The organism is Vibrio sp. M260121, assembly GCF_036533715.1.
Taxonomy (GTDB): Bacteria; Pseudomonadota; Gammaproteobacteria; order Enterobacterales; family Vibrionaceae; genus Vibrio.
In genome coordinates this window covers 31,710-55,120 of record NZ_JATABF010000019.1, presented here as the reverse complement: position 1 = coordinate 55,120, position 23,411 = coordinate 31,710, and the positions used below count along the sequence as shown (strand labels likewise).

Genomic DNA, 23,411 nt, shown 5'->3' with positions numbered 1-23,411 from the left:
ATTTTATGAGTTTTACTCGCCTTATTTATTTGCTCTTGATCTTTGTTGTCGCGTGGTGCGGTTATTACCTCATGACACCAAAAGGCAATGAAGATATTCAAGTAGCACCAAATTTAGAACTGCCTATGTTCAGTGGTACTGGACTAGAAAACATCACTTATGGTGAAGATGGTGTCCGCAGTTACATCATCCGTTCCACTAACTTGGATCACTATGCTAAGAGTGGAGACACGATTTTTAAGAGCCCAACACTGATGGTTTACCGTGAAGGTAGCGTCGTGGAGTGGAAAGTCACTGCGACAAAAGCAGTACTTGATGAAGACCAGATTCTGACCTTGTACGACAAAGTACTGATGCAGAATCTATTGCCTGGCGCGAGTTTCGATACCATGGCGACAGATAAATTGGTCATCAATCTCACCAATCGTGATTTTAAAGCCGATCAACAAGTAATGTTGGTTGGACCGCAATTTGAAACTACCGGAGGCGCAATGCAGGGCAACTTGAAAGCTCACACTGCGACTCTGACAGATGAAGTTCAAGGTCGATATGAAACCGTTACACCTTAGCCTATTGGCATTGGTTTTAGCAGCGCCGCAAGCGTTAGCACTTAAGTCGGATACTCAACAACCGGTTTACATCAATTCAGACACCCAACAGGTGGACATGAAGAGTAACCAGGTCATCTTTAAAGGTGATGTATCGCTTAAGCAAGGTAGCATCAATATCGATGCTGATAGAATCGTTGTGACTCGCGATCCTAAGACCGAGTCTATCAAGCAGATCCAAGCATTTGGTAAGCCTGCTACGTTTTCTCAGTTGATGGACGATGGCAAAACGCTAAGCGGCCAAGCAACTGAGCTAGACTACCGCATCTCTACTGATGAATTGACCATGAAAGGTCAAGCGCAACTAGCACAAGACGGTAATACCATCAAAGGTTCATCGATCCGTTACCAAATTGGTCAACAGAAGCTAGTCGCCGACAGCTCGAAGGATGAGCGCGTAACCACCATCCTGCAACCGAATCAAATCGAGAACTAATATGGCAGTACTGAGTGCAAAGAACCTTGCGAAAAGCTACAAAAAGCGCAAGGTAGTTACCGATGTAAGTCTCGAAGTAGAATCTGGCCAAATCGTTGGTCTACTGGGCCCAAATGGTGCGGGTAAAACCACTTCGTTTTACATGATCGTAGGCTTGGTTCCGCGTGATGAAGGTACCATCACCATCGACAACCAAGACATCAGTATTTTACCGATGCACAGTCGTTCTCGCTTGGGTATTGGCTACCTGCCGCAAGAAGCGTCGATCTTCCGTAAGCTATCTGTTGAAGACAACATCATGGCCGTTCTCGAGACTCGCCAAGAACTGACTCGTGAAGAACGCCAAGACAAACTGGAAGATTTGTTGGAAGAATTCCACATACAGCACATACGCACCAGTGCGGGTATGGCACTATCAGGTGGTGAACGCCGCCGTGTAGAAATTGCTCGTGCATTGGCAGCAAACCCTCAGTTCATTTTGTTGGATGAACCGTTCGCGGGTGTTGACCCAATTTCGGTTAACGACATCAAAAAAATCATTGAACACTTGCGCGATCGCGGTCTTGGCGTGTTAATCACTGACCATAACGTTCGCGAAACCTTGGACGTTTGTGAAAAAGCCTATATCGTAAGTCAAGGACACCTCATCGCATCGGGAACTCCGGATGAAGTTCTCAATAACGAGCAAGTGAAACAAGTTTATCTCGGCGAACAATTCCGTCTATGATTACATTAGGAACGGTAAGATTCTGAGCATTACAAGGTAAGTAACACTGAATGAAACCTTCATTACAACTCAAGCTAGGTCAACAGTTAGCCATGACGCCACAGCTGCAGCAAGCGATTCGTTTGTTGCAATTGTCGACGCTCGATCTTCAACAAGAAATCCAAGAAGCGTTGGACTCCAACCCGCTACTGGAAGTTGAAGAAGGCCACGATGAGCCTCAAGCAAACGGTGAAGACAAATCAGCGTCTGAATCTGCTGATAACAGTGCGAACGAAGCTAACGACGCCTCAGAACCCGACCTTCCAGACAGCTCAGACGTGATTGAAAAATCTGAAATCAGCTCTGAGCTAGAAATCGATACCACTTGGGATGACGTATACAGCGCCAATACAGGCAGCACAGGCCTAGCGCTAGATGATGACATGCCCGTCTACCAAGGTGAGACCACTGAATCGCTGCATGATTACCTTATGTGGCAGTTAGACTTAACGCCTTTCAGTGAAACCGACCGCACCATCGCCCTCGCGATCATCGATGCCATCGACGACTACGGCTACCTAACCCTATCCCCTGAAGAAATTCACGAGAGCTTCGACAACGAAGAAGTGGAATTGGATGAAGTAGAAGCGGTACGTAAGCGTATTCAGCAATTTGACCCGCTCGGTGTAGCCTCTCGCAATCTACAAGAGTGCCTACTGCTGCAACTGGCAACTTTCCCTGAAGACACGCCATGGCTTGCTGAGGCGAAAATGGTGTTAAGCGATCACATCGACCACCTTGGCAATCGTGACTACAAGCTGGTCATCAAAGAGACTAAGCTTAAAGAAGCGGACTTGCGTGAAGTATTGAAGTTGATTCAACAACTTGACCCACGCCCAGGTAGTCGTATCACACCCGATGACACTGAATACGTCATTCCGGATGTGTCCGTATTTAAAGATCATGGTAAGTGGACCGTCTCCATAAACCCTGACAGCATTCCGAAACTAAAAGTAAATCAACAATATGCGCAACTAGGCAAAGGCAACAGTGCGGATAGCCAGTACATTCGCAGCAATTTGCAAGAGGCAAAATGGCTGATTAAGAGCCTAGAAAGCAGAAACGAGACGCTTCTCAAAGTTGCAAGATGTATTGTTGAACATCAACAAGATTTCTTCGAGTATGGTGAAGAAGCCATGAAACCAATGGTGCTAAATGACGTAGCATTGGATGTGGACATGCATGAATCGACAATTTCTCGTGTAACAACACAGAAGTTTATGCATACCCCACGTGGCATTTTTGAATTGAAGTACTTCTTCTCTAGCCATGTTAGTACAGACAATGGTGGAGAGTGTTCGTCCACAGCAATTCGCGCACTCATCAAAAAGTTGGTCGCAGCGGAGAATACCGCTAAGCCACTGAGTGATAGCAAAATTGCTGCTCTTCTGGCTGACCAGGGGATTCAAGTCGCGAGACGTACGATAGCGAAATATCGTGAATCCTTGGGTATCGCCCCTTCGAGTCAGCGCAAACGCCTACTTTAGGCACCAACTGAAAAGGAAAGTCTATGCAAATCAATATTCAAGGCCATCACGTTGATCTTACCGATTCAATGCAAGACTATGTTCAATCTAAGTTTCAGAAGCTCGAAAGGTTCTTCGACCACATTAACCAAGTCCAAGTCGTACTAAAAGTTGAAAAACTCAACCAAATAGCGGAAGCTACGCTCCACATCAATCAAGGCGAAATCCACGCGTCATCGAACGACGAAAGTATGTATGCAGCAATTGATTCGCTGGTGGATAAATTAGTTCGTCAACTTAATAAGCACAAAGAAAAACTAAACAGTCATTAATCATGCAACTGAGCGAAATACTGTCACTGGACTGCACCAAAAGTGCAGTCCATTGTACAAGTAAGAAACGTGCCCTAGAAATGATCAGCCAAATTGTCGCTGAAAACACGGGCCAAGATTCTACAGAACTGTTTGAGTGTATGCTCAGCAGAGAAAAAATGGGTAGTACTGGTATCGGCAACGGTATTGCTATCCCTCACGCAAGAATGCAATCAAGCGACAAAGCCATCGCGGTGTTACTTCAGTGTGACGAAGCGATTGAATTTGACGCCATCGACAACCGACCTGTCGACCTTCTTTTTGCTCTCCTTGTACCTGAAGAACAGTGCAAAGAGCACCTCAAAACACTATCCTCTATGGCAGAGCGTCTAAGTGACAAGCAAGTGCTTAAAAGCTTACGTAACGCTCAGAGCGATGAAGAGCTCTACGACATTATGATTCATAAGTAATCAGGACGATCACCATGCGATTAATCGTTGTTAGCGGGCACTCTGGTGCCGGGAAAAGTGTTGCCCTGCGCGTACTTGAGGACTTAGGTTACTACTGCGTAGACAACCTACCGGTAAACTTACTTGACGCGTTTGTTCAGTCAGTCTCTGAGAGCAAACAAAACGTCGCAGTAAGCATCGATATTCGAAATATCCCTAAGAAGCTCAAAGAACTGAATACCACGCTAGAGAAGCTAAAGGCTGAACTGGATGTGACAGTACTGTTCTTAGACGCGAATAAAGAAACGCTTCTCACCCGCTACAGCGAAACACGTCGGATTCATCCGCTATCACTTGGCAGTCAATCATTATCACTTGATCAGGCGATTGAGCTTGAACAAGAGATCTTAATGCCTCTGAAAGCACACGCAGACTTAGTTCTGAACAGTAGCGGTCAATCTCTGCATGATCTCAGTGAAACCGTACGTATGCGTGTGGAAGGCCGAGAACGCAAAGACTTAGTCATGGTGTTTGAGTCGTTTGGTTTCAAATACGGATTACCATCTGATGCCGATTACGTGTTTGATGTGCGTTTCTTGCCAAACCCACACTGGGAGCCAGCACTGCGCCCTCTCACTGGTTTAGACGGCCCGATCGGCGCCTTCTTAGAGCAACACCAGTCGGTACTTGATCTGAAATACCAAATTGAAAGCTTTATAGAGACTTGGTTACCACTATTAGAGAAAAACAACCGTAGTTACCTGACCGTTGCGATCGGTTGTACTGGTGGTAAACACCGCTCGGTTTATCTCACTCAAAAAATCGGTGAGTACTTTGCGGACAAAGGACACCAAGTACAAATTCGCCACACTTCATTGGAAAAGAACGTTAAGGAATAACGGTGGAATTAAGTCGTAAAGTACTGATCCAAAACCGCCTAGGCTTGCACGCTCGTGCGGCAGTTAAACTGGTAGAACTAGCACAAAGCTTCGACGCGGTGATCACCATCGACAACGAAGAAGACAAAACCGCGACCGCAGACAGCGTCATGGGATTGCTGATGCTGGAATCAGCCCAAGGACAATACGTGACCATCCACGCCACTGGCGATCAATCCGAGCAAGCTCTTGATGCGGTTTGCCATTTGATTGAAGATAAGTTTGACGAAGGCGAGTGATTCACTCGCTTTTTTATTATCTCTAGCCAGATATCCCACATAAGTTTCACCTCCCGCTTAAATTCCGATAAATAATTTTGTCGACTTTCATAAGTTGTTATTAAAAGGTGCCTAGAATTAAGTTATTATTCAAAGCATTGTAAATATCAGGAATTGGGAGGAATGAATGGCAGAGCAAATAGAATTCGACCAAGCTCACCAAGCCCTCCAAGAAGTCACTGAAGCACTGGAAAACGGCCGCTTCGTCCATGTTCGTCGCCAACTGCAGGACATGGAACCTGAGGATATTGCCCACCTTTTAGAAGCCTCCCCACGTAAAAGTCGTGAGGTTCTTTGGCAACTCACCGACCCAGAAGATTACGGTGAGATTCTTGACGAGCTAAACGAAGACGTTAAAGACAGTCTTGTGTCCAAAATGGCTCCTGAAGCGCTTGCAGAAGCAACGGAAGGCATGGACACCGATGACGTGGCTTACGTCCTGCGTAGCTTGCCTGACGACGTCTCACGTGAAGTTCTGTCCCAGATGGACAGTGCAGATCGTCTGCGCGTGGAAACCGCCCTATCCTACCCTGAGGATACCGCGGGTGGACTGATGAACACCGACGTAATCACTATTCGTGGTGACGTTGATGTCGACGTAGTCCTGCGTTATCTACGTATGAAAGGCGAACTGCCTGAAGCAACTGATGCGCTGTACGTCATTGATGATGAGAGCAAACTGATTGGTGAACTACCGATCACGACGCTGATCACCACGCAACCTGATGTCAAAGTCAGTGAAGTGATGGAAGATGCGGATGATGCAATTACAGTGGATACCAGTGACTCTGATGTCGCTAGCCTGTTTGAACGTCGTAACTGGGTATCTGCTCCGGTTGTGGATGAAAATCAGCACCTCGTTGGTCGTATCACCATCGATGACGTGGTCGACGTTATCCGTGAAGATGCCGAACACTCAATGATGAGTATGGCGGGTATGGATGACGACGAAGATACCTTCGCGCCTGTAGTAAAGTCTGCTCGTAAACGTAGTATTTGGCTTGGTGCCAACGTACTTGCTGCACTGGCCGCTGCTTCTGTCTCCAACATGTTTGAAGCGACTCTAGACCAAATGGCTGCGATTGCTGTCCTAATGACGATCGTGCCTTCAATGGGTGGTGTAGCAGGTAACCAAACCGTTGCACTTGTAATCCGTGGCTTAGCACTCGGTCATATCGGTGATTCGAACAAACGCGAACTGTTGATGAAAGAGGCGGCTATCGGCTTGCTAAACGGCATCATGTGGGCGCTGATCATCGGTGGTATCGTAGTAGCTTGGAAAGGGAACTGGATGCTTGGTGGGATTATCTCGGCAGCCATGCTGACCAACCTACTTGTAGCAGGTGTTGCGGGTGTAACTATCCCAATACTATTGAAGAAGATGAACATCGACCCAGCACTCGCTGGTGGTATGGCGCTAACGACAGTGACCGATGTAATTGGTCTTTCAGTTTTCCTTGGTCTCGCGACCTTGATGATTTAGCCTCAGTAATGACCAGTAGGTAACGAATAATAAAAAAGCCTGATGAACACATCAGGCTTTTTCGTATCTAGCGGTTAGTGAGTTTACTCACCAGCAACCTTCATGGTATCCAACAAGATAGAACCCGTTTGGATTTGTGAGCGTGTTTCTACATCGCTACCCACAGCCACAATCTGATTGAACATGTCTTTCAAGTTACCCGCGATAGTAATTTCAGACACTGGGTATTGGATTTCACCGTTTTCTACCCAGAAACCTGCAGCACCACGAGAGTAATCGCCCGTGACAACGTTTACGCCTTGCCCCATGGTCTCTGTTACCAGTAGACCGGTACCCAGCTCTTTCAGCATTTGCTCGAAGTTTTGACCTGTTGACTTCACGTACCAGTTGTGGATTCCACCAGCGTGACCCGTTGGGTCCATCTTCATCTTGCGAGCGGCATAGCTGGTTAGCAAGTAAGTAGCTAAAACACCATCGGTGATGATTTCACGATCTTGCGTGTAAACGCCTTCGCTATCGAACGGGCTGGAAGCCAATCCGCGCAGTACGTGTGGACGCTCAGAAATGTTGAACCACTCAGGCAATACTTGCTTACCAAGATGATCCAATAGGAAAGAAGACTTACGGTATAGGTTGCCACCGCTGATAGCCATCACTAGGTGACCAATCAAGCCTGTTGCTACATCCGCAGCAAACATCACCGGGTATTTGCCTGTCTTAAGCTTTTGCGCGTCAAGGCGACTGATGGTTTTCTCTGCAGCGTTGCGACCAACAGTTTCTGGTGTCCAAAGATCATCACGATGACGCGCAACGGTGTAGCTGTAATCACGTTCCATCTCACCGTTTTGACCCACACCAATCACACAACAGCTGGTACTATGACGGCTGGATGCGTAGCTGGCTAACAAGCCGTGGCTATTACCATACACTTTTACGCCGTAGTGGCTATCGTAGCTTGCACCATCGCTTTGCTTAATCGCATCGCTGTAGTTCAACGCTTCTTTTTCAGCAGCAATCGCGACTTGCGCTGCGTAGTCTGGATCAGGCGCATCTGGGTGGAAAAGGTCTAAGTCTGGTACCTCTTTCACCATGTATTCTTTTGGAGCAGGACCTGCGAATGGGTCTTCTGATGTGTATTGAGCAATGTCTAGTGCTGCTAAGACCGTTTGCTCGATAGCAGCTTCACTCAAGTCAGATGTGGAAGCACTGCCTTTGCGTTGACCACGGTAGACGGTGATACCCAGTGCGCCATCGCTATTGAATTCAACGTTTTCCACGTCACCCATGCGAGTGGAAACACTCAAACCTGTGCTCTTGGTGATTGCGACTTCAGCGGCATCAGACTTCGCCGCAGCGATTTCTAGTGCACGTGAAACGGCTTGTTCTAGCTCGGTACGTTGCTCAGCAACCTGCTGTTTAATATCCATTGTCTTTCACATCATGTATTCGATGCACAATAGAATAACAAGAATTTCGCTTTCTCCCCACGATTCTTGTTAAAATAGTCATAATATTAATCAAAACACAGGCAACTGAAATGGCACGTAAGAATCAAAAAGCGCCATGGGAACCAGAAGAAGAGATCATCTGGGTAAGTAAATCCGAGATGAAGCGAGACATGGAAGAGCTGCAAAAGCTAGGTGAAGAGCTTGTAGGCCTAAAGCCAGCTGTTCTAGATAAGTTTCCATTGAGCGAAGACCTACGAGAAGCGGTTGCTGATGCACAACGCTTTAAAAACGAAGCGCGTCGTCGTCAGCTACAACGCATTGGTAAGCTAATGCGTTACGAAGATCCAGAACCAATCCAAGCGGCACTGGATAAAATCCGCAACAAGCACTCACAAGCGACTGCTGCTCTGCACAAGCTAGAAGCGCTGCGTGATCGCGTTGTGGAAGAAGGCGATAAAGCGATTGATGACGTAATGGAACTGTACCCAGAAGCGGATCGTCAACGTCTACGTCAACTTGCTCGCCAAGCAGCGAAAGAGAAGAAAGCCGGTAAACCAGCAAAATCTTACCGTGAAATCTTCCAAATTCTTAAAGCGTTTGAAGAAGAAATGTAATTCAACGCTTAAGAACGTAAAAAGCAGACCTTTGTGTCTGCTTTTTTCATGCCTATTTTCTGCTATTACGCCAAGCGATTAAGACTTTCACCGCGCTCAAAGGCGTTAATATTCTCAATCAAGATCTCAGCCAAACGCTGAATCGATGAGTCACTGCCCCAGGCAACGTGTGGCGTCAGCAATAGGTTCGGCAAGTGCATATTGGCAATCAGCGGATTACTCTCATTGGCGGGCTCTTGGGTAAAGACATCAACCCCAGCACCAGCAATCTCACCTTGCTTTAAGCCGTCCACTAAAGCTTGTTCATCCACCAAGCCACCACGTCCGGTATTAATCAAAATCGATGTAGGCTTCATCAACTTGAGTTCTGCCTCACCAATCAAATTACGTGTTTCATCATTCAGTGGACAATGCAGTGTGATGGCGTCCGCTTGCTCAAGAACCTCAGCAAAAGAAACATAACCTTCTCGGCACTCCGTTACGCTTTTGCGCTCCGAAAACACCACGTTCATCCCTAACGCTTGTGCCAGTTTTGCTGTTGCTTGACCTAATGCGCCGCTGCCAACCACACCCAAAGTGCTACCTGCCACATCGCCAATCGGATGCGTAAAGAAACAGAACTGTTTATTGCGTTGCCACTCGCCCGCTGCGATATCTTGGTGATAACCAAACAAGTTACGACGCAAAGCAAACAGCATCGCGATAACGTGTTCTGGCACAGAGCGAGTCGCATAGCCACGCACGTTCGCGACCGCAACATTGTGCTCAGCGCAATAGTTGATATCGACGTTGTTGAACCCCGTGGCCGCCACAGCAATCATCTTGAGATTAGGAAGCTGAGATAGAACAGCTTGGTCGAGCACCACTTTGTTACTGATAACGATATCCGCATCAGTGAGACGCTCTATCACTTGTTCTAGAGAAGTCAGATCGTATTCCACCCAATCATGGGCAAAGCTCGGGCGGGGCACCTGAATTTGAGCGGGGATGGTCGCGCGGTCGAGGAAGACCACTTTAGGCAGTGACATAACAACTCCTTGTTCACTGCCTAAAGATGAATTTATGGACGTGGCAGTGTTTTGTAATCTGGTAATTTACGCTCTGGGTCGAAATAGTCAAAGATCATCGCTTCCGCTTCCGGGTAAAAATCACAAGGAACAAAAATGCTGCGCAGCCAATGGCATTTCGGATGGTAAAAGCTCAACTCAGCGGCGTGCAGTTCTAGGCGCTCAGAGAAGGCTTTCGCTTCTTCAGTTGCGTAAAACTCATCGCCTACAATCGGGTGACCTAATGCTTGCATGTGAACTCGCAATTGGTGTGAGCGACCAGTGATCGGCAACAAACGTACAATCGTCGTCTTGGAGCCATCAGGATGCTCTTCTCGCTTCGCTACTTGGAAAAGCGTCTTAGAAGGTTTGCCATTTTCAAAACAGACTTTCTGCAACGGACGATTAGGCCAATCGCAAATCAGCGGTAGGTCAATCTCACCCTCTTCTTGCTCTATATGCCCCCAAACGCGCGCGTAGTAAATCTTATGCGTCAATCGGTATTGAAACTGTTTCTTTAACGCGCTTTCTGCACGTTTGTTCTTCGCCAGTACCATCAAACCGGAAGTGCACATATCCAAGCGATGCACGACTTGAATATCTGGATACTGCTCAGTGAGTCGACTCCACATACTGTCATAGTGCTCAGCGAGACGCCCCGGCACAGAGAGCAAACCAGATGGCTTGTTTACCGCCAAAATTTGCTCATCTTCAAAAACGACATCAATCCAAGGATCGGTTGGTGGATTGTACTCAAGCATTGCCATGGGCAGGATCTCTACAGAATAAAAACGCGCTGATTATACCCAAGAGCCCTCAAGATGCATGCACAAAACACGTTTAATTTTTTCACCAATAGGGGGCGATATAACTTTTTGAAATAACGAAAGTTAACAAGTCAAATTACCAACAAAAATAAAAACAAAACAAGTTGTAAAATTAAATTGACAACCATACTGGGCATGTTACTTATAGTTTATCGTTGATGAACAAGGACAATAACAAATGGAATCTGCAGTACCAGATCAACCCCAATCCAAAATCTCCCAATTTGTACGCTCGTTGGGTCCCGGCATTCTCATGGCTTCTGCCGCAGTAGGTGGATCTCACCTCGTTGCTTCAACGAAAGCTGGAGCCATTTATGGTTGGCAACTCGCCGTGCTTATCCTGCTGGTAAACCTTTTTAAATACCCATTTTTCCGAGCCGGCGTGCAGTACACCATGGGCACAGGCAAAACCTTGGTTGAAGGCTACGCTAAGCTTGGTCGTCCATACTTGTGGTTGTTCTTGTTTCTCAGCTCCGTATCTGCGGTGATCAATACAGCAGCCCTTCTGATGTTCAGTGCGAGCTTGTTGGGTTACTTCATTCCATTTTCATTGTCGATGGCGTCACTCAGCATCATTGTATTGGTCACGTGCTTGGTGATCCTATTTGCTGGTCATTACAAAGCGCTGGATACGCTCTCGAAAGTCATCATGACCGTACTGAGCATTGCGACTTTGCTGGCAGTGGCGATTGCGTTTGGTAATCCGGTAGAACCCGTTGCGAACTTTGAATCTCCTTCTCCGTGGTCAATTGCAGCAATCGGCTTTATCGTCGTGACCATGGGCTGGATGCCAGCACCAATCGAGATCTCTTGTTTGACGTCTGCGTGGCTAAAACGCCAAACCAGCCAACAAGAAGTCACCGCAAAATCTGCGTTGTTTGATTTTAACGTCGGCTACATTGGTACGGCAGTATTGGCGTTGGTGTTTGTATCGCTAGGTGCGTTGATGCTACACGGCTCAGGCATCGAGCTTAAAAGCTCTGGCGTGGGTTTCTCCCACCAGCTAGTCGGCTTGTACGCTGCGACTATTGGTGAGTGGTCACGCTACCTAATTGCGGTGATTGCGTTCTTCTGCATCTTCGGCAGTACAATTACGGTGATTGATGGCTACTCTCGTGTAATTTCAGACTCTCAACGTCTACTGCGCTCACAACCAGAGACTAACCCAAAAGCAACGTCAGCGATCATGCTAACGGTATCGGTCTTGGCATTAGGTATTGTGGTGTTCTGGGCTTCAGCACTGCTACCAATGCTGAACTTTGCCATGGTACTGGCGTTTATGACGACACCGTTCTTTGCGCTACTGAACTACATTTTAGTGAGTAAAACGGACTTACCTAAGCCATTGGCATTGGGTCGTAAATTGAAGTGGTTGTCGATTGCTGGCTTGATTTACTTATTCGGCTTCTTAGCGCTGTTTATTTGGTGGAAGTGGCTAATGTAATTAGCTACAAACGATTAACCGAACCGCTGAGATAAACCAAGCTCAGATAAAGAAAAAGGTCTTCAATTGAAGACCTTTTTTCGTGTGTTTGAACGCTGATTAGTTATGGCTGACCACAATCAAACGTAGCGAATCTAGCTGGACCTGAGCTTGGTTGATGTAACCTGTTAGCTCTTTGATTTGCTCTTCAATCGCTTCAATTTCTTCATCACGGATGTTCGGGTTTACCGCTTTCAGCGCTTGTAGACGCTCAAGCTCAGCATTCAAGCTTTGCTGCATGTCTTGATGCGCTTGCTTACGAACTTCTTCCACTTTCTGCTCAACCAATACGTCACCCGCTTCGATTAGGCTGTGAATATCTTTCTGTACTGATGTCACTAGCTTGCTACCTAAGTGACGGTTTACCGGGCTTAGCTGACGGTTGAAACCTTCAAACTCAACCTGAGAAGACAGATCGTTACCACGAGCATCCATCATCATGCGAATTGGCGTCTTCGGTAAGAAACGAGTAATACCGCTGCGTTTTGGTGCTTGTGCATCCACCGCGTATACCAATTCAAGTAGGATAGTGCCCACTGGTAGCGCTTTGTTCTTCAGCAGAGAAACCGCAGAGGTACCCACACCTTCGCTCATCAGCAGATCAATACCACCTTGAATCATTGGGTGTTCCCAACTGATAAAGTGCATGTCTTCGCGAGATAGCGCTGTATCACGATCAAATGTGATAGTCGCACCTTCGTATGGCAAACCTGGGTAGCTTGGCACCATCATGTGCTCAGATGGCGTTACCACAAGTGCATTTTCGCCTTTGTCGTCTTGGTTCAAGCCAATGGTGTCAAACAGAGACAGTGCGAACGTCACTAGGTTTGTGTCACCATCTGTCGATGAGATTTTCTCAACGATCTGCTGCGCTTTCTCGCCGCCGTTTGAATGCATCTCTAGCAGACGGTCACGACCTTGCTCAAGTTGTGATTTCAGCTCTTTGTTCATCTTCGCTGATTCTTCAATCACTTCATCAAGGTTTGAAACATCACCAGATGCCAGCATTTCAATCAGCGCATCAGAGTACTTATCGTAAACCGCGCGACCTGTTGGACAGGTTTCAGCAAACGCGTTCAGACCTTCATCGAACCAACGAGCAAGAATCGCTTGTGACGTGTCTTTTAGGTAAGGCACGTGGATATCGATATCACGCTTCTGACCGATACGGTCCAGACGACCAATACGCTGCTCTAGCAAGTCTGGGTTGAACGGTAAATCGAACATCACAAGCTGGTTAGCAAACTGGAAGTTACGACCTTCTGAGCCGATTTCACTACAGATAAGAACCTGCGCGCCGCCCTCTTCTTGCGCAAAGTAAGCAGCCGCTTTGTCACGCTCAAGAATCGACATGCCTTCGTGGAATACAGTTGCACGAATACCTTCACGCTCACGCAGTGCCTGCTCAAGTTGCAGCGCAGTACTTGCACGAGAGGCAATAACCAGTACTTTGTCGCTGCGTTTCTCTTTTACTTTCTCAAGTAGCCAGTTAACACGTGAGTCGAACTGCCACCAGCTTGAATCTTCACCTTCAAATTCTTGGAAGATTTCTTCTGGATAAAGGTTCTTCACCGCGCGCGCTTCTGGTGTCATCTTGCCGCCGATCATGCCTGATACACGCATTGACGTGGTGTACTGCTGCGGAATGTCCATTGGCATTAGATGCACGTTACGCTTCGGGAAGCCTTTGATCGCTGCACGCGTGTTACGGAACAGAACGCGACCTGTACCGTGACGGTCCATCAGGTTGTCGATCAGCTCTTGGCGCGCTGACGCTTTCGCTTCTTCATCACTGTCGCTTTCGATAATGCGGAATAGCGGCTCAACGTCTTGTTCAGAAAGCAGTTCTGTAATTTGGTTTTTCGCTTCGTCAGGCAGTTTCTCACCAGAGAACAGCGAAGTAATAGCATCCGCAACAGGTGCGTATTGCTCTTCTTCTTCAACGAATGCGTCGTAATCGTAGAAGCGATCTGGGTCTAGCAGACGTAAACGAGCGAAGTGACTCTCACGACCTAGCTGCTCTGGTGTTGCCGTTAGCAGTAGCACACCCGCAGTGCGTTCTGCCAAGCCTTCTACCACTTGGTATTCGCGGCTTGGTTTGTCTTGGCTCCATTCTAAGTGGTGCGCTTCATCGACAACCAATAGATCCCACTCGCCTTCTAGCGCTTGCTCGAAACGCTTGCGGCTCTTACGTAGGAAATCCAGTGAACACAGCACGTATTGCTGCGTATCAAATGGGTTTTCCGCTTCTGCGAACGCTTCAATACAACGCTCTTCATCAAAGATAGAGAAGTGCAGGTTGAAACGACGCATCATCTCAACGAGCCACTGGTGTTGCAGTGTCTCTGGCACCACGATAAGGATACGTTCAGCACGACCGGACAGCACTTGCTGGTGGATGATCATGCCCGCTTCGATGGTTTTACCCAGACCAACTTCATCCGCTAGCAATACGCGAGGCGCGTGACGACGACCGACTTCGTGCGCGATGTAAAGCTGGTGAGGGATCAAGCCTGCACGCATGCCACACAGACCACGCATTGGGCTCTTGTGTTGCTCAAATTGGTTTTGTAGCGCACGGTAGCGAAGTACAAAGTTGTCCATGCGATCGATTTGACCTGCGTACAACTTGTCTTGCGGCTTGTTAAAACGAATGTGGTTGCTTAGGAAGATTTCACGCAACACGATCGCCGTTTCTTGCGTGTCTTCACGAGTACCGAAATAGGTGTATAGACCTTCATCTTCCAGTACTTCTTCAACTTTTAATGACCAACCTTCTTGGCAATCGATGACATCACCGACGTTGAACGTTACTCGGGTAACTGGTGCATCGTTACGTGCGTAAACTCGGTTTTCCTCTGATGCTGCAAACATCAATGTCACAGTACGAGCATCCATTGCTACTACGGTACCTAAACCTAAATCGCTTTCCGTATCGCTAATCCAGCGCTGCCCCAAAGCAAATGTCATGAATTGACTACCTCGTTGTTGTTTCTTGTTGGTCTCTACCCATCCCGATGGGCATGGATAATAGTTTAGATCTGATTCTGGCTTCTGCTATACCAATCGTGCTTGTCATGCCACTTTGTGCTGTGCATTTTTAAGCCAGCTGAACATGATAAATCGGGCGTAGCCTATACGCAGAAAAAGGTCGCTAATCTTACTTGAAGCTGTGATTTAGGTCACGCCGAAACCGCCCAGAGGGGCAACTTTTTTTCCTGAATTAGGAATGCAATCAAATTGTAAAAAACTCATGACAATTATTAAGTTGTAAGAAGTAAATTTTACGTATACTTCTAATGAGGGGCGCTTAGAGTCATCAAGCATGATTTGAGCGCATTAAGTACACGATTAGGATCAACACGGGTTTGCAGTAAGTTGTCTTGCTACTCGGTTGCGCACTAACCGACATTGCCCGACAACCTCTATTGCAAGCAATCAGAGTTAGGAAGACTGTTCCTTCTTAGCTACTAGCCAGCAAAGCCGCGCTGCGGCAAGGAGACGCTATGGGCGATACCGATCGGAAACTGTTTGTACTCGATACCAACATTCTTCTTCATGAACCCTTCGCCATCTTCTCTTTCCAAGAACACGATGTCGTCATCCCAATGACCGTGTTGGAAGAACTCGACCGAATCAAAGACAGTAAACGTGATGTAGCAAGGGATGCACGCGTTGCGATTCGCGCTTTGGAAGATCTGTTTAAAGACGCAACACCCGATGAAATCTCAGAAGGTATTCCAGTTTCTAAAGACAACCCAAACCAAGGCACCATCTCTATTTTGGCGGACTTCGAATTGCAGGAAACCGTCAAAGCCTTCGCCGACAAAGCCGGTGACAACCGCATACTCAATGCGGTGCTTTATCTGCAAAACAAACGCGCACCACGTGAAGTCGTGCTCGTAACCAAAGACATCAACATGCGTTTGCGAGCCAAAGGCGCTGGCGTACGTTTCGTCGAAGACTATCGTACTGATCAACTGATTGATGATATCCAATATCTCACCAAAGGCTTCCAACAACGTGAAGGTGATTTTTGGAGTGATGTGGATGAAGTTGAGAGTTACGCGCTGGGTGGAAAAACGTTCCATAAACTCAACCGCGAACCGTTCGAGCCGACCTTTATCAACCAATACGTGATTGATGAAGAGAGTGATTTTGTAGGTCGAGTAGAAACCATTAATGGGGATAAGGTTACGCTGCTCGACCTGAGTCGTGAGCGCATGATGCATCGTCGCGCTTGGGACATTACACCGAAAAATATCTATCAAGGCATGGCGATGGATGCCTTGCTTGATCCTGATATTGACTTGGTGATTCTGACCGGCGCTGCCGGTAGTGGTAAAACGCTCCTTGCAATGGCAGCGGCACTAGAGCAAACCATTGAAAAAGGCATGTTCGATAAGATTATCGTAACGCGGAACACGCCAGATATTGGGGAGTCGATTGGTTTCTTACCGGGCTCGGAAGAAGAGAAAATGATGCCGTGGTTAGCCGCAGTGACCGATACCTTGGAAGCGCTGCACAAGAACGACCATTGCACCGAAGGTTCGATGAAGTACATCTGCGATAAAGCCAATATTCAGTTTAAATCGATTAACTTTATGCGTGGTCGCTCTATCCAGAATGCGTTTGTCTTGCTCGATGAGTGTCAGAACTTAACCGCTTCACAAATCAAAACCATCATCACCCGTTGTGGTGAAGGCACTAAGATTGTGTGCTCGGGTAACTTGGCACAGATTGACTCCCACTACCTAACCCCAGTGACGTCTGGTTTGACGTATATGGTTGAACGCTTCAAGAACTTTGAAGGCAGCGCCAATATTCACCTCAATGGTGTGGTGCGCAGTCGCTTGGCAGAGTTTGCGGAAGAGAATCTATAGCGAATCATCTCCCCCTAAAACAAAAGAGCGCTCAATGGGCGCTCTTTTATTCTTTAATAGTTTAACGTTTGATGCTCTAGGCTAAAAGTCGAGATTCCCTATCATCGCTCCTTCGTCACGGTAGGGAATGACGATCTTTAACGTCATAGCTAATTGGTAGTTAATGCTTACTCAGTACCACCCACGGTGATTGAATCGAGCTTCAATGTTGGTTGACCAACGCCAACCGGTACGCTTTGACCAGCCTTACCACACACGCCAACGCCTCTGTCGATGCTTAGGTCGTTACCCACCATAGAAACTTGCTGCATTGCTTCGATACCTGAGCCAATCAACGTTGCGCCTTTCACTGGGCGAGTGATTTTGCCATCTTCAATCAAGTACGCTTCCGATGCAGAGAACACGAACTTACCAGAAGTGATGTCCACCTGACCGCCCCCGAAGTTTGGTGCGTACAGACCTTTCTTCACCGTAGAGATGATCTCTTCTGGTGTGTGTTCGCCCGGTAGCATGTAAGTATTAGTCATACGTGGCATTGGTAGATGTGCGTAAGACTCACGACGGCCGTTACCTGTAGGGTTCACACCCATTAGGCGTGCGTTTAGCTTGTCTTGCATGTAGCCTTTCAGCACACCATTTTCGATAAGCGTGTTGTATTGACCGTTCACACCTTCATCATCCACGTTCAATGAACCGCGCAGATCTTTTAGCGTGCCATCATCCACGATCGTACAAAGCGGAGATGTCACTTGCTCACCCATCTTGCCCGAGAACACTGACGACTCTTTGCGGTTGAAATCACCTTCTAAACCGTGACCTACCGCTTCGTGCAGCAATACGCCCGGCCAGCCAGAACCAAGTACCACAGGCATCATGCCTGCAGGTGCTGCTTCTGCTTCTAAGTTCACTAGCGCCATACGAATCGCTTCATCTGCGAATTGGAAGGCTTGTTTCACGCCGTTCGTTTCAGATAGGAAGAAGTCGTAACCGAAACGACCACCACCACCAGCGCTACCGCGTTCACGGCGATCGCCTTTTTCAGCAAGAACACTGATTGATAGACGAACAAGCGGGCGAATATCGCCAGCGTAAGTACCGTCGGTTGCTGCAACTAGCATTTGCTCGTGCACACCGCTGATGCTTATCGACACTTCTTTGATGAGTGGCTCTTTGGTACGAATGTACGCATCCAGAGACAATAACAGTTCAGTTTTTTGTTGCTTTTCCCAGCTTGCTAGTGGGTTTACCGCATCGTAGTAAGCTTGGTTATCAGAACGCTTGAATGCGTGCACTTTGCCGTTTTGACCTTGCTGCGCAATACCACGCGCTGCAATCGCACTTTGCTTCAAACCTTCTAGTTGAATTTGGTCTGAGTAGGCGAAACCGGTTTTCTCGCCTGTGACTGCACGTACACCGACACCACAGTCAATATTGAAAGAGCCATCTTTAATGATACTGTCTTCTAGAACCAGAGACTCATGCCAGCTGGACTGAAAGTAAATGTCCGCATAATCGATCTGGCGCGTCGCAATGCTCGCTAGTGTGTCAGCGATGTCTTGCTCTGTCAGACCGTTTGGGGCAAGGAGTGCCTGTTCTATTTGGTTTATGCTCATAGTTAGCTCTTTTATTTCCGTTTCAATTCATTTTGAAAGCGACTGTGTTGAGTCAGCGGCATATTCTGCCTTACTTGCTGGTTGTGTGACAAATCTATCTCTGCCACCAGCAGTCCTACTTGGTCATTCAATTGTTGGTGAACGCGCCCCCAAGGGTCAATCACCATGGAGTGCCCCCAGGTTTGACGACCACAAGGATGCGTCCCCGTTTGCCCGCAGGCAAGAATCCAGCACTGGGTTTCAATCGCACGCGCTCTTAGCAGTACTTCCCAATGCGCCTCTCCCGTGACGGCGGTAAACGCAGCGGGCACAACGATAACTTGTGCTCCTGCTAAGCGTAGTGCTTTAAACAGTTCAGGAAAGCGTACGTCGTAGCAAATACTTAAGCCTACCGTACCAATATTGGTCTCTGCCGTCACGATGCGATTACCTGCACTAAAGGTATCCGACTCACGATAGCTGCCATACCCATCGGCGACATCCACGTCAAACATATGCAGCTTATCGTAATGAGCAATACGCTCGCCTTGCGGTGAGAAAACAAATGTCGTGGTAGTCACGCCTTGTTCAGTGCGAATCGGCATGCTTCCGACTATTAGCGTTAATTGATTGCGTTGTGCGATCTCAGATAAACACTGCTGAATAGGACCGTCACCCAAAGTTTCTGCGTTCTGGTGATACGCCTCTCGATTGGCAAACTGCGTAGCGTTTTCTGGTGTCACAACCAGCTTCACACCTTGCTCAGCAGCCAATGCGCATTGCTTGGCAATGAGGTCCAGATTCTCCTCGATATCTGGACCTGATGTCATTTGGATGATGCCAACACGTTCCATGTATTCAATTCCTTGTTCGTCGGAAGACTAACCGCGCAATTACTTCGCTTGCTCACGCAGTTTTTCTGGCAACTTGTATTCACCTTTGCTTCGTGAAATCTCTTTTACAGTAGGTGAATCCAGAGGACCTTTCACTTCGTAGTTTACTTGCGTGAAGACTTCCACTACTGGAGAAATAACCGTCGAAATCGCCAGTACGTACAACGCCGTTTGAGGCGCTACAGCAAAGGCAGTCAGCATAGGCAAACCTGAAGTAATGTCCGGAGTAAAGTTCACTTCCGCATCCACCAAGCGGGTGTTCATATCGGCGATGCCACGAATCTTCATTTCACCGGCCAGTGCATCCATCACAATATCGTTGGTGATAAATACACCATCTTGGATTTGGCCTGTACCCGTAATTGAGTTGAATGCCATCCCTTTGTCGAACACGTCAGTAAAGTCGAGCTGCATCTTACGAATGATAGAGTCGAGGCTGAATAGACCAAGCAATCGAGCGGCGCCGCTGACTTCAGTGATCACGCCTTTTCCGAACTCGGTAGACACGTCACCTTGTAAACTTTGAGTCTTCATCGACCACGGCGCGCCATCCCAGTCTAGGTTGGCATTGATTTCAAACGGCGCTTGTTGGATGCCAGAGGTTATCCCAAAGCGCTCCATCAAATCACTGTTGTTCTCACCTTTCACCTTCATGGTCAGGTTTGAATGACTACGTTCTTTCGTCAGTTCCCACCATCCGCTCATATCCACACGGTTTTGACCACTGCTAAAGTTTACATTCTTCCATTCAAGGCGGTTGTTAGCGCGTGCCACATCCACATTCACTTTGCCGACTTTATAGCCCTGCAACCAAAAGTCATCGATGCTCAAGGTTAAGTTTGGCATCTCTGCATGGAACTTGCGGTCAAAGTTTGAGATAAGCGGTGCCGCTTGATCTTCGCTGGCAAACAAGGAACCTCGCTCTTTGGTCATCTCATCGAAGCCCGGAATGTACAAATGCAGATGATCAAGTGAAACAGACAGCTCAGACGGCTTGAGGTAGTTCGCTTTACCTTTTACTTCCTGACTATCTACATCAAGCTGCCAGCTTAAGTTCTTCTTACGCGCATTTAAGTTCACGTCATGGAACTCAATCCCACCAAGTTCTAAGTTTTGTACGTCCATACTCACGCGCGTAGGTACAGGAATCGTCGGCGTTTTCATGCTCGACAAAACAGACTGTGTGGTACTTTGTGGAACGTGCATTAAATCCGCCCACTTATCGAGGCTCAAATCATCCAAACGAATTGAGGCGTCGTGTCCTACCACAGGGCTGATTTTGAAACCGCCGTTCCCCACAACGAGATTTGTTGCGGTCAATACTGGGACATCGCCTGAAATGTCGATTTCCGTTTGGTACTTCGCATTTGGGATCTGCAAACGAGCCGAAACACTTTCTTGGTTTCCAGAAGCTTGGAGCTCCGCTTGCCCTTTTTCGCCCCGTTTTTTCCCAAGCGGGTACGGATATTCACTTGCTAACTGACTTAGCTGAGCAAGCACATCCACTTGGTAGGTAAAGCCAACATCATTCAGTTGTAGGTCGATATCCATTTGCCAAGGTGCATGACCAGACACCAGACTCAACCAACGCTCACCAAGGTAAGGTTTAAGCGGGTTTACCTCCCAATCACCAAGGGTATTAATGGTTACGTTATAGCCTTGTTCCGCATTCTCACCGCGGAAGTCCAGTGAGATTGGCTGCTTCAATAGTTCAGCAGAGAGACCCGAAGTGGTCACAACGTCATTATCGAACTTGATACGGCCGGTTGCGTTTTCTAACGTCATCGGCGGCGCATCTATGTCTACGCGGTTATTCTTAAGATCCGCATAGCCCCAAGCGCGAGCGTCTTTCTCGGTATCAAATGGGATATTAAGTTGGAACTCAGAATAGACCGGTCCACTGACTTGCAGCGCGGTCAATGCAGCTCCCACGGAGTCAACCAGTGGCGTCGCCATCATGTAGTCACGAACTTCATTACCCGGAGCGCTTGCTTTGGCTTCAATCTCAATGTGGCCACCTTCTGCAAGCTCAGGAATACGACCTGTAATTCGCTTCGCTTTCACGCCATTTAACGTGGCAGACTTCGAATCCAAATACATGGCGTCATTTTCAAACAACAAGTCGAGCTGTAAATCTGTGATGGTCGGCCAAGCAGTATCAAAGCTGAACTTCGCGTTCTTCAAACCAACCCATGCTTGGAACATACCGTTATGCGCTTTATACGGGAAGTCACCTAACTCGCCATACCAAAGCAGCTTAGCTGTATTAACCTTACCACCTTGAATCGCAGTAGAGAGATAGTCTGTCAGATCTTGCCCAAGCGCTAACGTCGGCAGATAACGCCAAGTTTCACCCGCGTTGTAGAGGTCGGCTTCGGCATAAAACGACAGGAATGGGCTTTGTTCTTTCGGGAAGTCGAGACGGAACGCACCCAGCACTTGCAGATCCGGTGTAGCCGCCGTCACTTTATCGGACCATAAACGCCAGCCTGCTTCGTCCTGCTGCCAGATGATGTCGACCTCACCTTGCTTAATGTTCAAAGGCGCTTGAAATACATCTCCATACGGAAACACATCATCAATAACGGTCACTTTCGCTTTTGCTTGCTCTAAGTTACCCGACACCTTGCCTTGCACATGACTAAAGCCAGGAAGCAGTTCCCATTGCGTTAAGCCTAGCTCTTCCAGTTCGGCAGAATAACGCAACGTATCTAAGCTGCCATTCATCGACAGACGGATGTCTTCTACACGCCCTTTTGGCGCAAGCTTGTCGAGTAAATCCGTGGTGGATTCTGACTTCGGTGCTAATTTAATTAACGGGGTTAGCGCTTCAATATCCAATTGAGAAAGGTTGAGTAACCAGCCTTCTGGTTGCCAATCAAAAGCAACATCTAGCTCTGGCCATGGTCTGTCATCCGTGCGGATTTGAAGTGAGTGACCATTTACTTTCCACCCCTCTTTATCGGGTAGTAGCTTGAAAATACCAGATTCGATCAGAAGATCATGATGGCCATTCTCATTCCAAACCAGTTCAGAAGGTTGTAAGTCGACGTAAGCATAGCTCGGTTGGCTATGTCTCAATGTCAGCCAAGTATTGAGGCTCACTTTACCTGACTCAACACCCGATTGTTCTTGCATGTAAGTGGTTAGCCAAGGCGTCACAGACACGTCTTTTACACTTACGTAAAACTCGCCCGACACATCACGCAACGAGCCGTAATCTTTAAAGTTGGCACGCACTAATAACGAGTTAAGACTTGCATCGGCAATACTTACCGTACCCTCTGCTAGGTGGTGTTTACCTTGGTTACTCCAGCGTAACTGTTCGATATCCAAGCGGCGTGTTTCACCTGAAATCGATTTATACCAAATACGAGAATCAGTGATGGTGAAGTCTTCAAACTGGCGCAGCAATAGAGAGTCGAGTTGATCAATCAGCTTGGTTTCATTTTTGCTGACATTCGCAGGTGGTTCTTTGCCTTCTGATTTCGACAACAGGTCGACAGTGCGAATATCTAACGCTAAATCATCGATCGTTAAGTCCGCAACCACGGGCTTAAACTGCAAAAGAGATTGAATGAGATCGAATTCAATATGGATTTCATCCACTGCAAAACGAGCATCTTGGTTGTTCGGCAGATTCGCTTCTAAACCTTGCAGTGCGATAGAGGGATGGCTGTTACGCCAAGAGCCAGCAACGCTGGTGATAGAAAAGTCAAAACCTGTGCCTTGCTTGACCCAGGTTTTGATCTCATCTTGGAAGTGGTTAAGTTGTGGCAATGCTACGCGCAGTGTGGTCACTAAAATGGCCAGAAGCACCAACAGAGTGACCAACGTCCACGCGCAGAAACGCCCGAAACGGTTAAAGCCAGAATTCACAAATTTTCCAA

At 47.6% G+C, this 23,411-nt stretch carries 19 protein-coding genes; 12 read left to right on the top strand and 7 right to left on the bottom strand.

Going from position 1 to position 23,411, the window contains the following annotated elements; all coding sequences use genetic code 11:
- The first annotated feature begins 5 nt into the window (after nucleotides 1–5).
- The 9 genes from lptC (at nucleotide 6) to mgtE (ending at nucleotide 6,735) form a co-directional block, all read left to right on the top strand.
- Nucleotides 6–569: an LPS export ABC transporter periplasmic protein LptC gene (gene lptC / locus QTO06_RS12325; RefSeq protein WP_005535416.1), complete on the top strand. Its 564-nt coding sequence runs from the start codon at nucleotides 6–8 to the stop codon at nucleotides 567–569.
- Nucleotides 550–1,044 (top strand): lipopolysaccharide transport periplasmic protein LptA, encoded by a 495-nt coding sequence (lptA, locus tag QTO06_RS12320; RefSeq protein ID WP_005432860.1) that lies wholly within the window; start codon nucleotides 550–552, stop codon nucleotides 1,042–1,044. The genes lptC and lptA overlap by 20 nt, the downstream gene beginning before the upstream one ends.
- A 1-nt stretch (nucleotide 1,045) precedes the next feature.
- A complete protein-coding gene (gene lptB / locus QTO06_RS12315; RefSeq protein ID WP_005432855.1) occupies nucleotides 1,046–1,771 on the top strand; it encodes an LPS export ABC transporter ATP-binding protein in 726 nt (241 codons plus the stop codon).
- A 50-nt stretch (nucleotides 1,772–1,821) separates the two neighbouring features.
- A complete protein-coding gene (locus tag QTO06_RS12310; RefSeq protein WP_005432834.1) occupies nucleotides 1,822–3,297 on the top strand; it encodes an RNA polymerase factor sigma-54 in 1,476 nt (491 codons plus the stop codon).
- Nucleotides 3,298–3,320: 23 nt separating this feature from the next.
- Nucleotides 3,321–3,608 carry a ribosome hibernation promoting factor gene (hpf, locus tag QTO06_RS12305; protein ID WP_005432838.1) on the top strand — a complete coding sequence of 96 codons (288 nt, stop codon included), beginning with the start codon at nucleotides 3,321–3,323 and terminating at the stop codon, nucleotides 3,606–3,608.
- Between the two features lie 2 nt (nucleotides 3,609–3,610).
- A complete protein-coding gene (ptsN, locus tag QTO06_RS12300; RefSeq protein ID WP_005432846.1) occupies nucleotides 3,611–4,057 on the top strand; it encodes a PTS IIA-like nitrogen regulatory protein PtsN in 447 nt (148 codons plus the stop codon).
- A 14-nt stretch (nucleotides 4,058–4,071) separates the two neighbouring features.
- Nucleotides 4,072–4,935 (top strand): RNase adapter RapZ, encoded by an 864-nt coding sequence (gene rapZ / locus QTO06_RS12295; RefSeq protein ID WP_005432858.1) that lies wholly within the window; start codon nucleotides 4,072–4,074, stop codon nucleotides 4,933–4,935.
- A gap of 2 nt (nucleotides 4,936–4,937) precedes the next feature.
- The gene (locus QTO06_RS12290) at nucleotides 4,938–5,213 is read left to right on the top strand and encodes an HPr family phosphocarrier protein (RefSeq protein ID WP_005432843.1); all 276 of its coding nucleotides are present in this window, start codon (nucleotides 4,938–4,940) and stop codon (nucleotides 5,211–5,213) included.
- Between the two features lie 166 nt (nucleotides 5,214–5,379).
- Nucleotides 5,380–6,735 (top strand): magnesium transporter, encoded by a 1,356-nt coding sequence (gene mgtE, locus QTO06_RS12285; protein ID WP_010450444.1) that lies wholly within the window; start codon nucleotides 5,380–5,382, stop codon nucleotides 6,733–6,735.
- Between the two features lie 83 nt (nucleotides 6,736–6,818).
- Here mgtE and pmbA read toward each other — a convergent pair whose 3' ends face one another.
- Nucleotides 6,819–8,162 (bottom strand): metalloprotease PmbA, encoded by a 1,344-nt coding sequence (gene pmbA / locus QTO06_RS12280; protein ID WP_010450446.1) that lies wholly within the window; start codon nucleotides 8,160–8,162, stop codon nucleotides 6,819–6,821.
- 110 nt (nucleotides 8,163–8,272) lie between these two features.
- Here pmbA and yjgA point away from each other — a divergent pair, with 110 nt between their 5' ends.
- Complete coding sequence (yjgA, locus tag QTO06_RS12275; RefSeq protein WP_010450448.1) at nucleotides 8,273–8,797, top strand: ribosome biogenesis factor YjgA; 525 nt, start codon at nucleotides 8,273–8,275, stop codon at nucleotides 8,795–8,797.
- A gap of 65 nt (nucleotides 8,798–8,862) precedes the next feature.
- On the opposite strand, the gene QTO06_RS12270 is transcribed toward yjgA, so the two are convergent.
- A complete protein-coding gene (locus QTO06_RS12270) occupies nucleotides 8,863–9,825 on the bottom strand; it encodes a D-2-hydroxyacid dehydrogenase (RefSeq protein ID WP_331408280.1) in 963 nt (320 codons plus the stop codon).
- 32 nt (nucleotides 9,826–9,857) lie between these two features.
- Nucleotides 9,858–10,610 carry a bifunctional tRNA pseudouridine(32) synthase/23S rRNA pseudouridine(746) synthase RluA gene (gene rluA / locus QTO06_RS12265; RefSeq protein WP_331408279.1) on the bottom strand — a complete coding sequence of 251 codons (753 nt, stop codon included), beginning with the start codon at nucleotides 10,608–10,610 and terminating at the stop codon, nucleotides 9,858–9,860.
- A gap of 238 nt (nucleotides 10,611–10,848) precedes the next feature.
- On the opposite strand from rluA, the gene QTO06_RS12260 reads away from it, so the two are divergent.
- Nucleotides 10,849–12,114, top strand: a complete 1,266-nt coding sequence (locus QTO06_RS12260; protein ID WP_050910361.1) for an NRAMP family divalent metal transporter — start codon at nucleotides 10,849–10,851, stop codon at nucleotides 12,112–12,114.
- A 99-nt stretch (nucleotides 12,115–12,213) separates the two neighbouring features.
- Here the strand turns inward: QTO06_RS12260 and rapA are convergent, their stop codons facing one another.
- On the bottom strand, nucleotides 12,214–15,123 hold the full coding sequence (gene rapA / locus QTO06_RS12255) for an RNA polymerase-associated protein RapA (RefSeq protein ID WP_331408276.1): 2,910 nt from the start codon (nucleotides 15,121–15,123) through the stop codon (nucleotides 12,214–12,216).
- Nucleotides 15,124–15,659: 536 nt separating this feature from the next.
- On the opposite strand from rapA, the gene QTO06_RS12250 reads away from it, so the two are divergent.
- Nucleotides 15,660–17,036 carry a PhoH family protein gene (locus QTO06_RS12250; RefSeq protein WP_331408274.1) on the top strand — a complete coding sequence of 459 codons (1,377 nt, stop codon included), beginning with the start codon at nucleotides 15,660–15,662 and terminating at the stop codon, nucleotides 17,034–17,036.
- A gap of 167 nt (nucleotides 17,037–17,203) precedes the next feature.
- On the opposite strand, the gene tldD is transcribed toward QTO06_RS12250, so the two are convergent.
- From tldD to QTO06_RS12235, 3 genes are read right to left on the bottom strand one after another with little or no spacing between them, the layout of a single operon-like run.
- Nucleotides 17,204–18,649 (bottom strand): metalloprotease TldD, encoded by a 1,446-nt coding sequence (gene tldD, locus QTO06_RS12245; RefSeq protein WP_005444369.1) that lies wholly within the window; start codon nucleotides 18,647–18,649, stop codon nucleotides 17,204–17,206.
- A gap of 11 nt (nucleotides 18,650–18,660) precedes the next feature.
- Entirely contained in the window at nucleotides 18,661–19,482 is an 822-nt protein-coding gene (locus tag QTO06_RS12240; protein WP_050924999.1) for a carbon-nitrogen hydrolase family protein, read from the bottom strand.
- Between the two features lie 39 nt (nucleotides 19,483–19,521).
- A complete protein-coding gene (locus QTO06_RS12235) occupies nucleotides 19,522–23,400 on the bottom strand; it encodes a YhdP family protein (protein ID WP_331408271.1) in 3,879 nt (1,292 codons plus the stop codon).
- Between the last annotated feature and the right edge of the window lie 11 nt (nucleotides 23,401–23,411).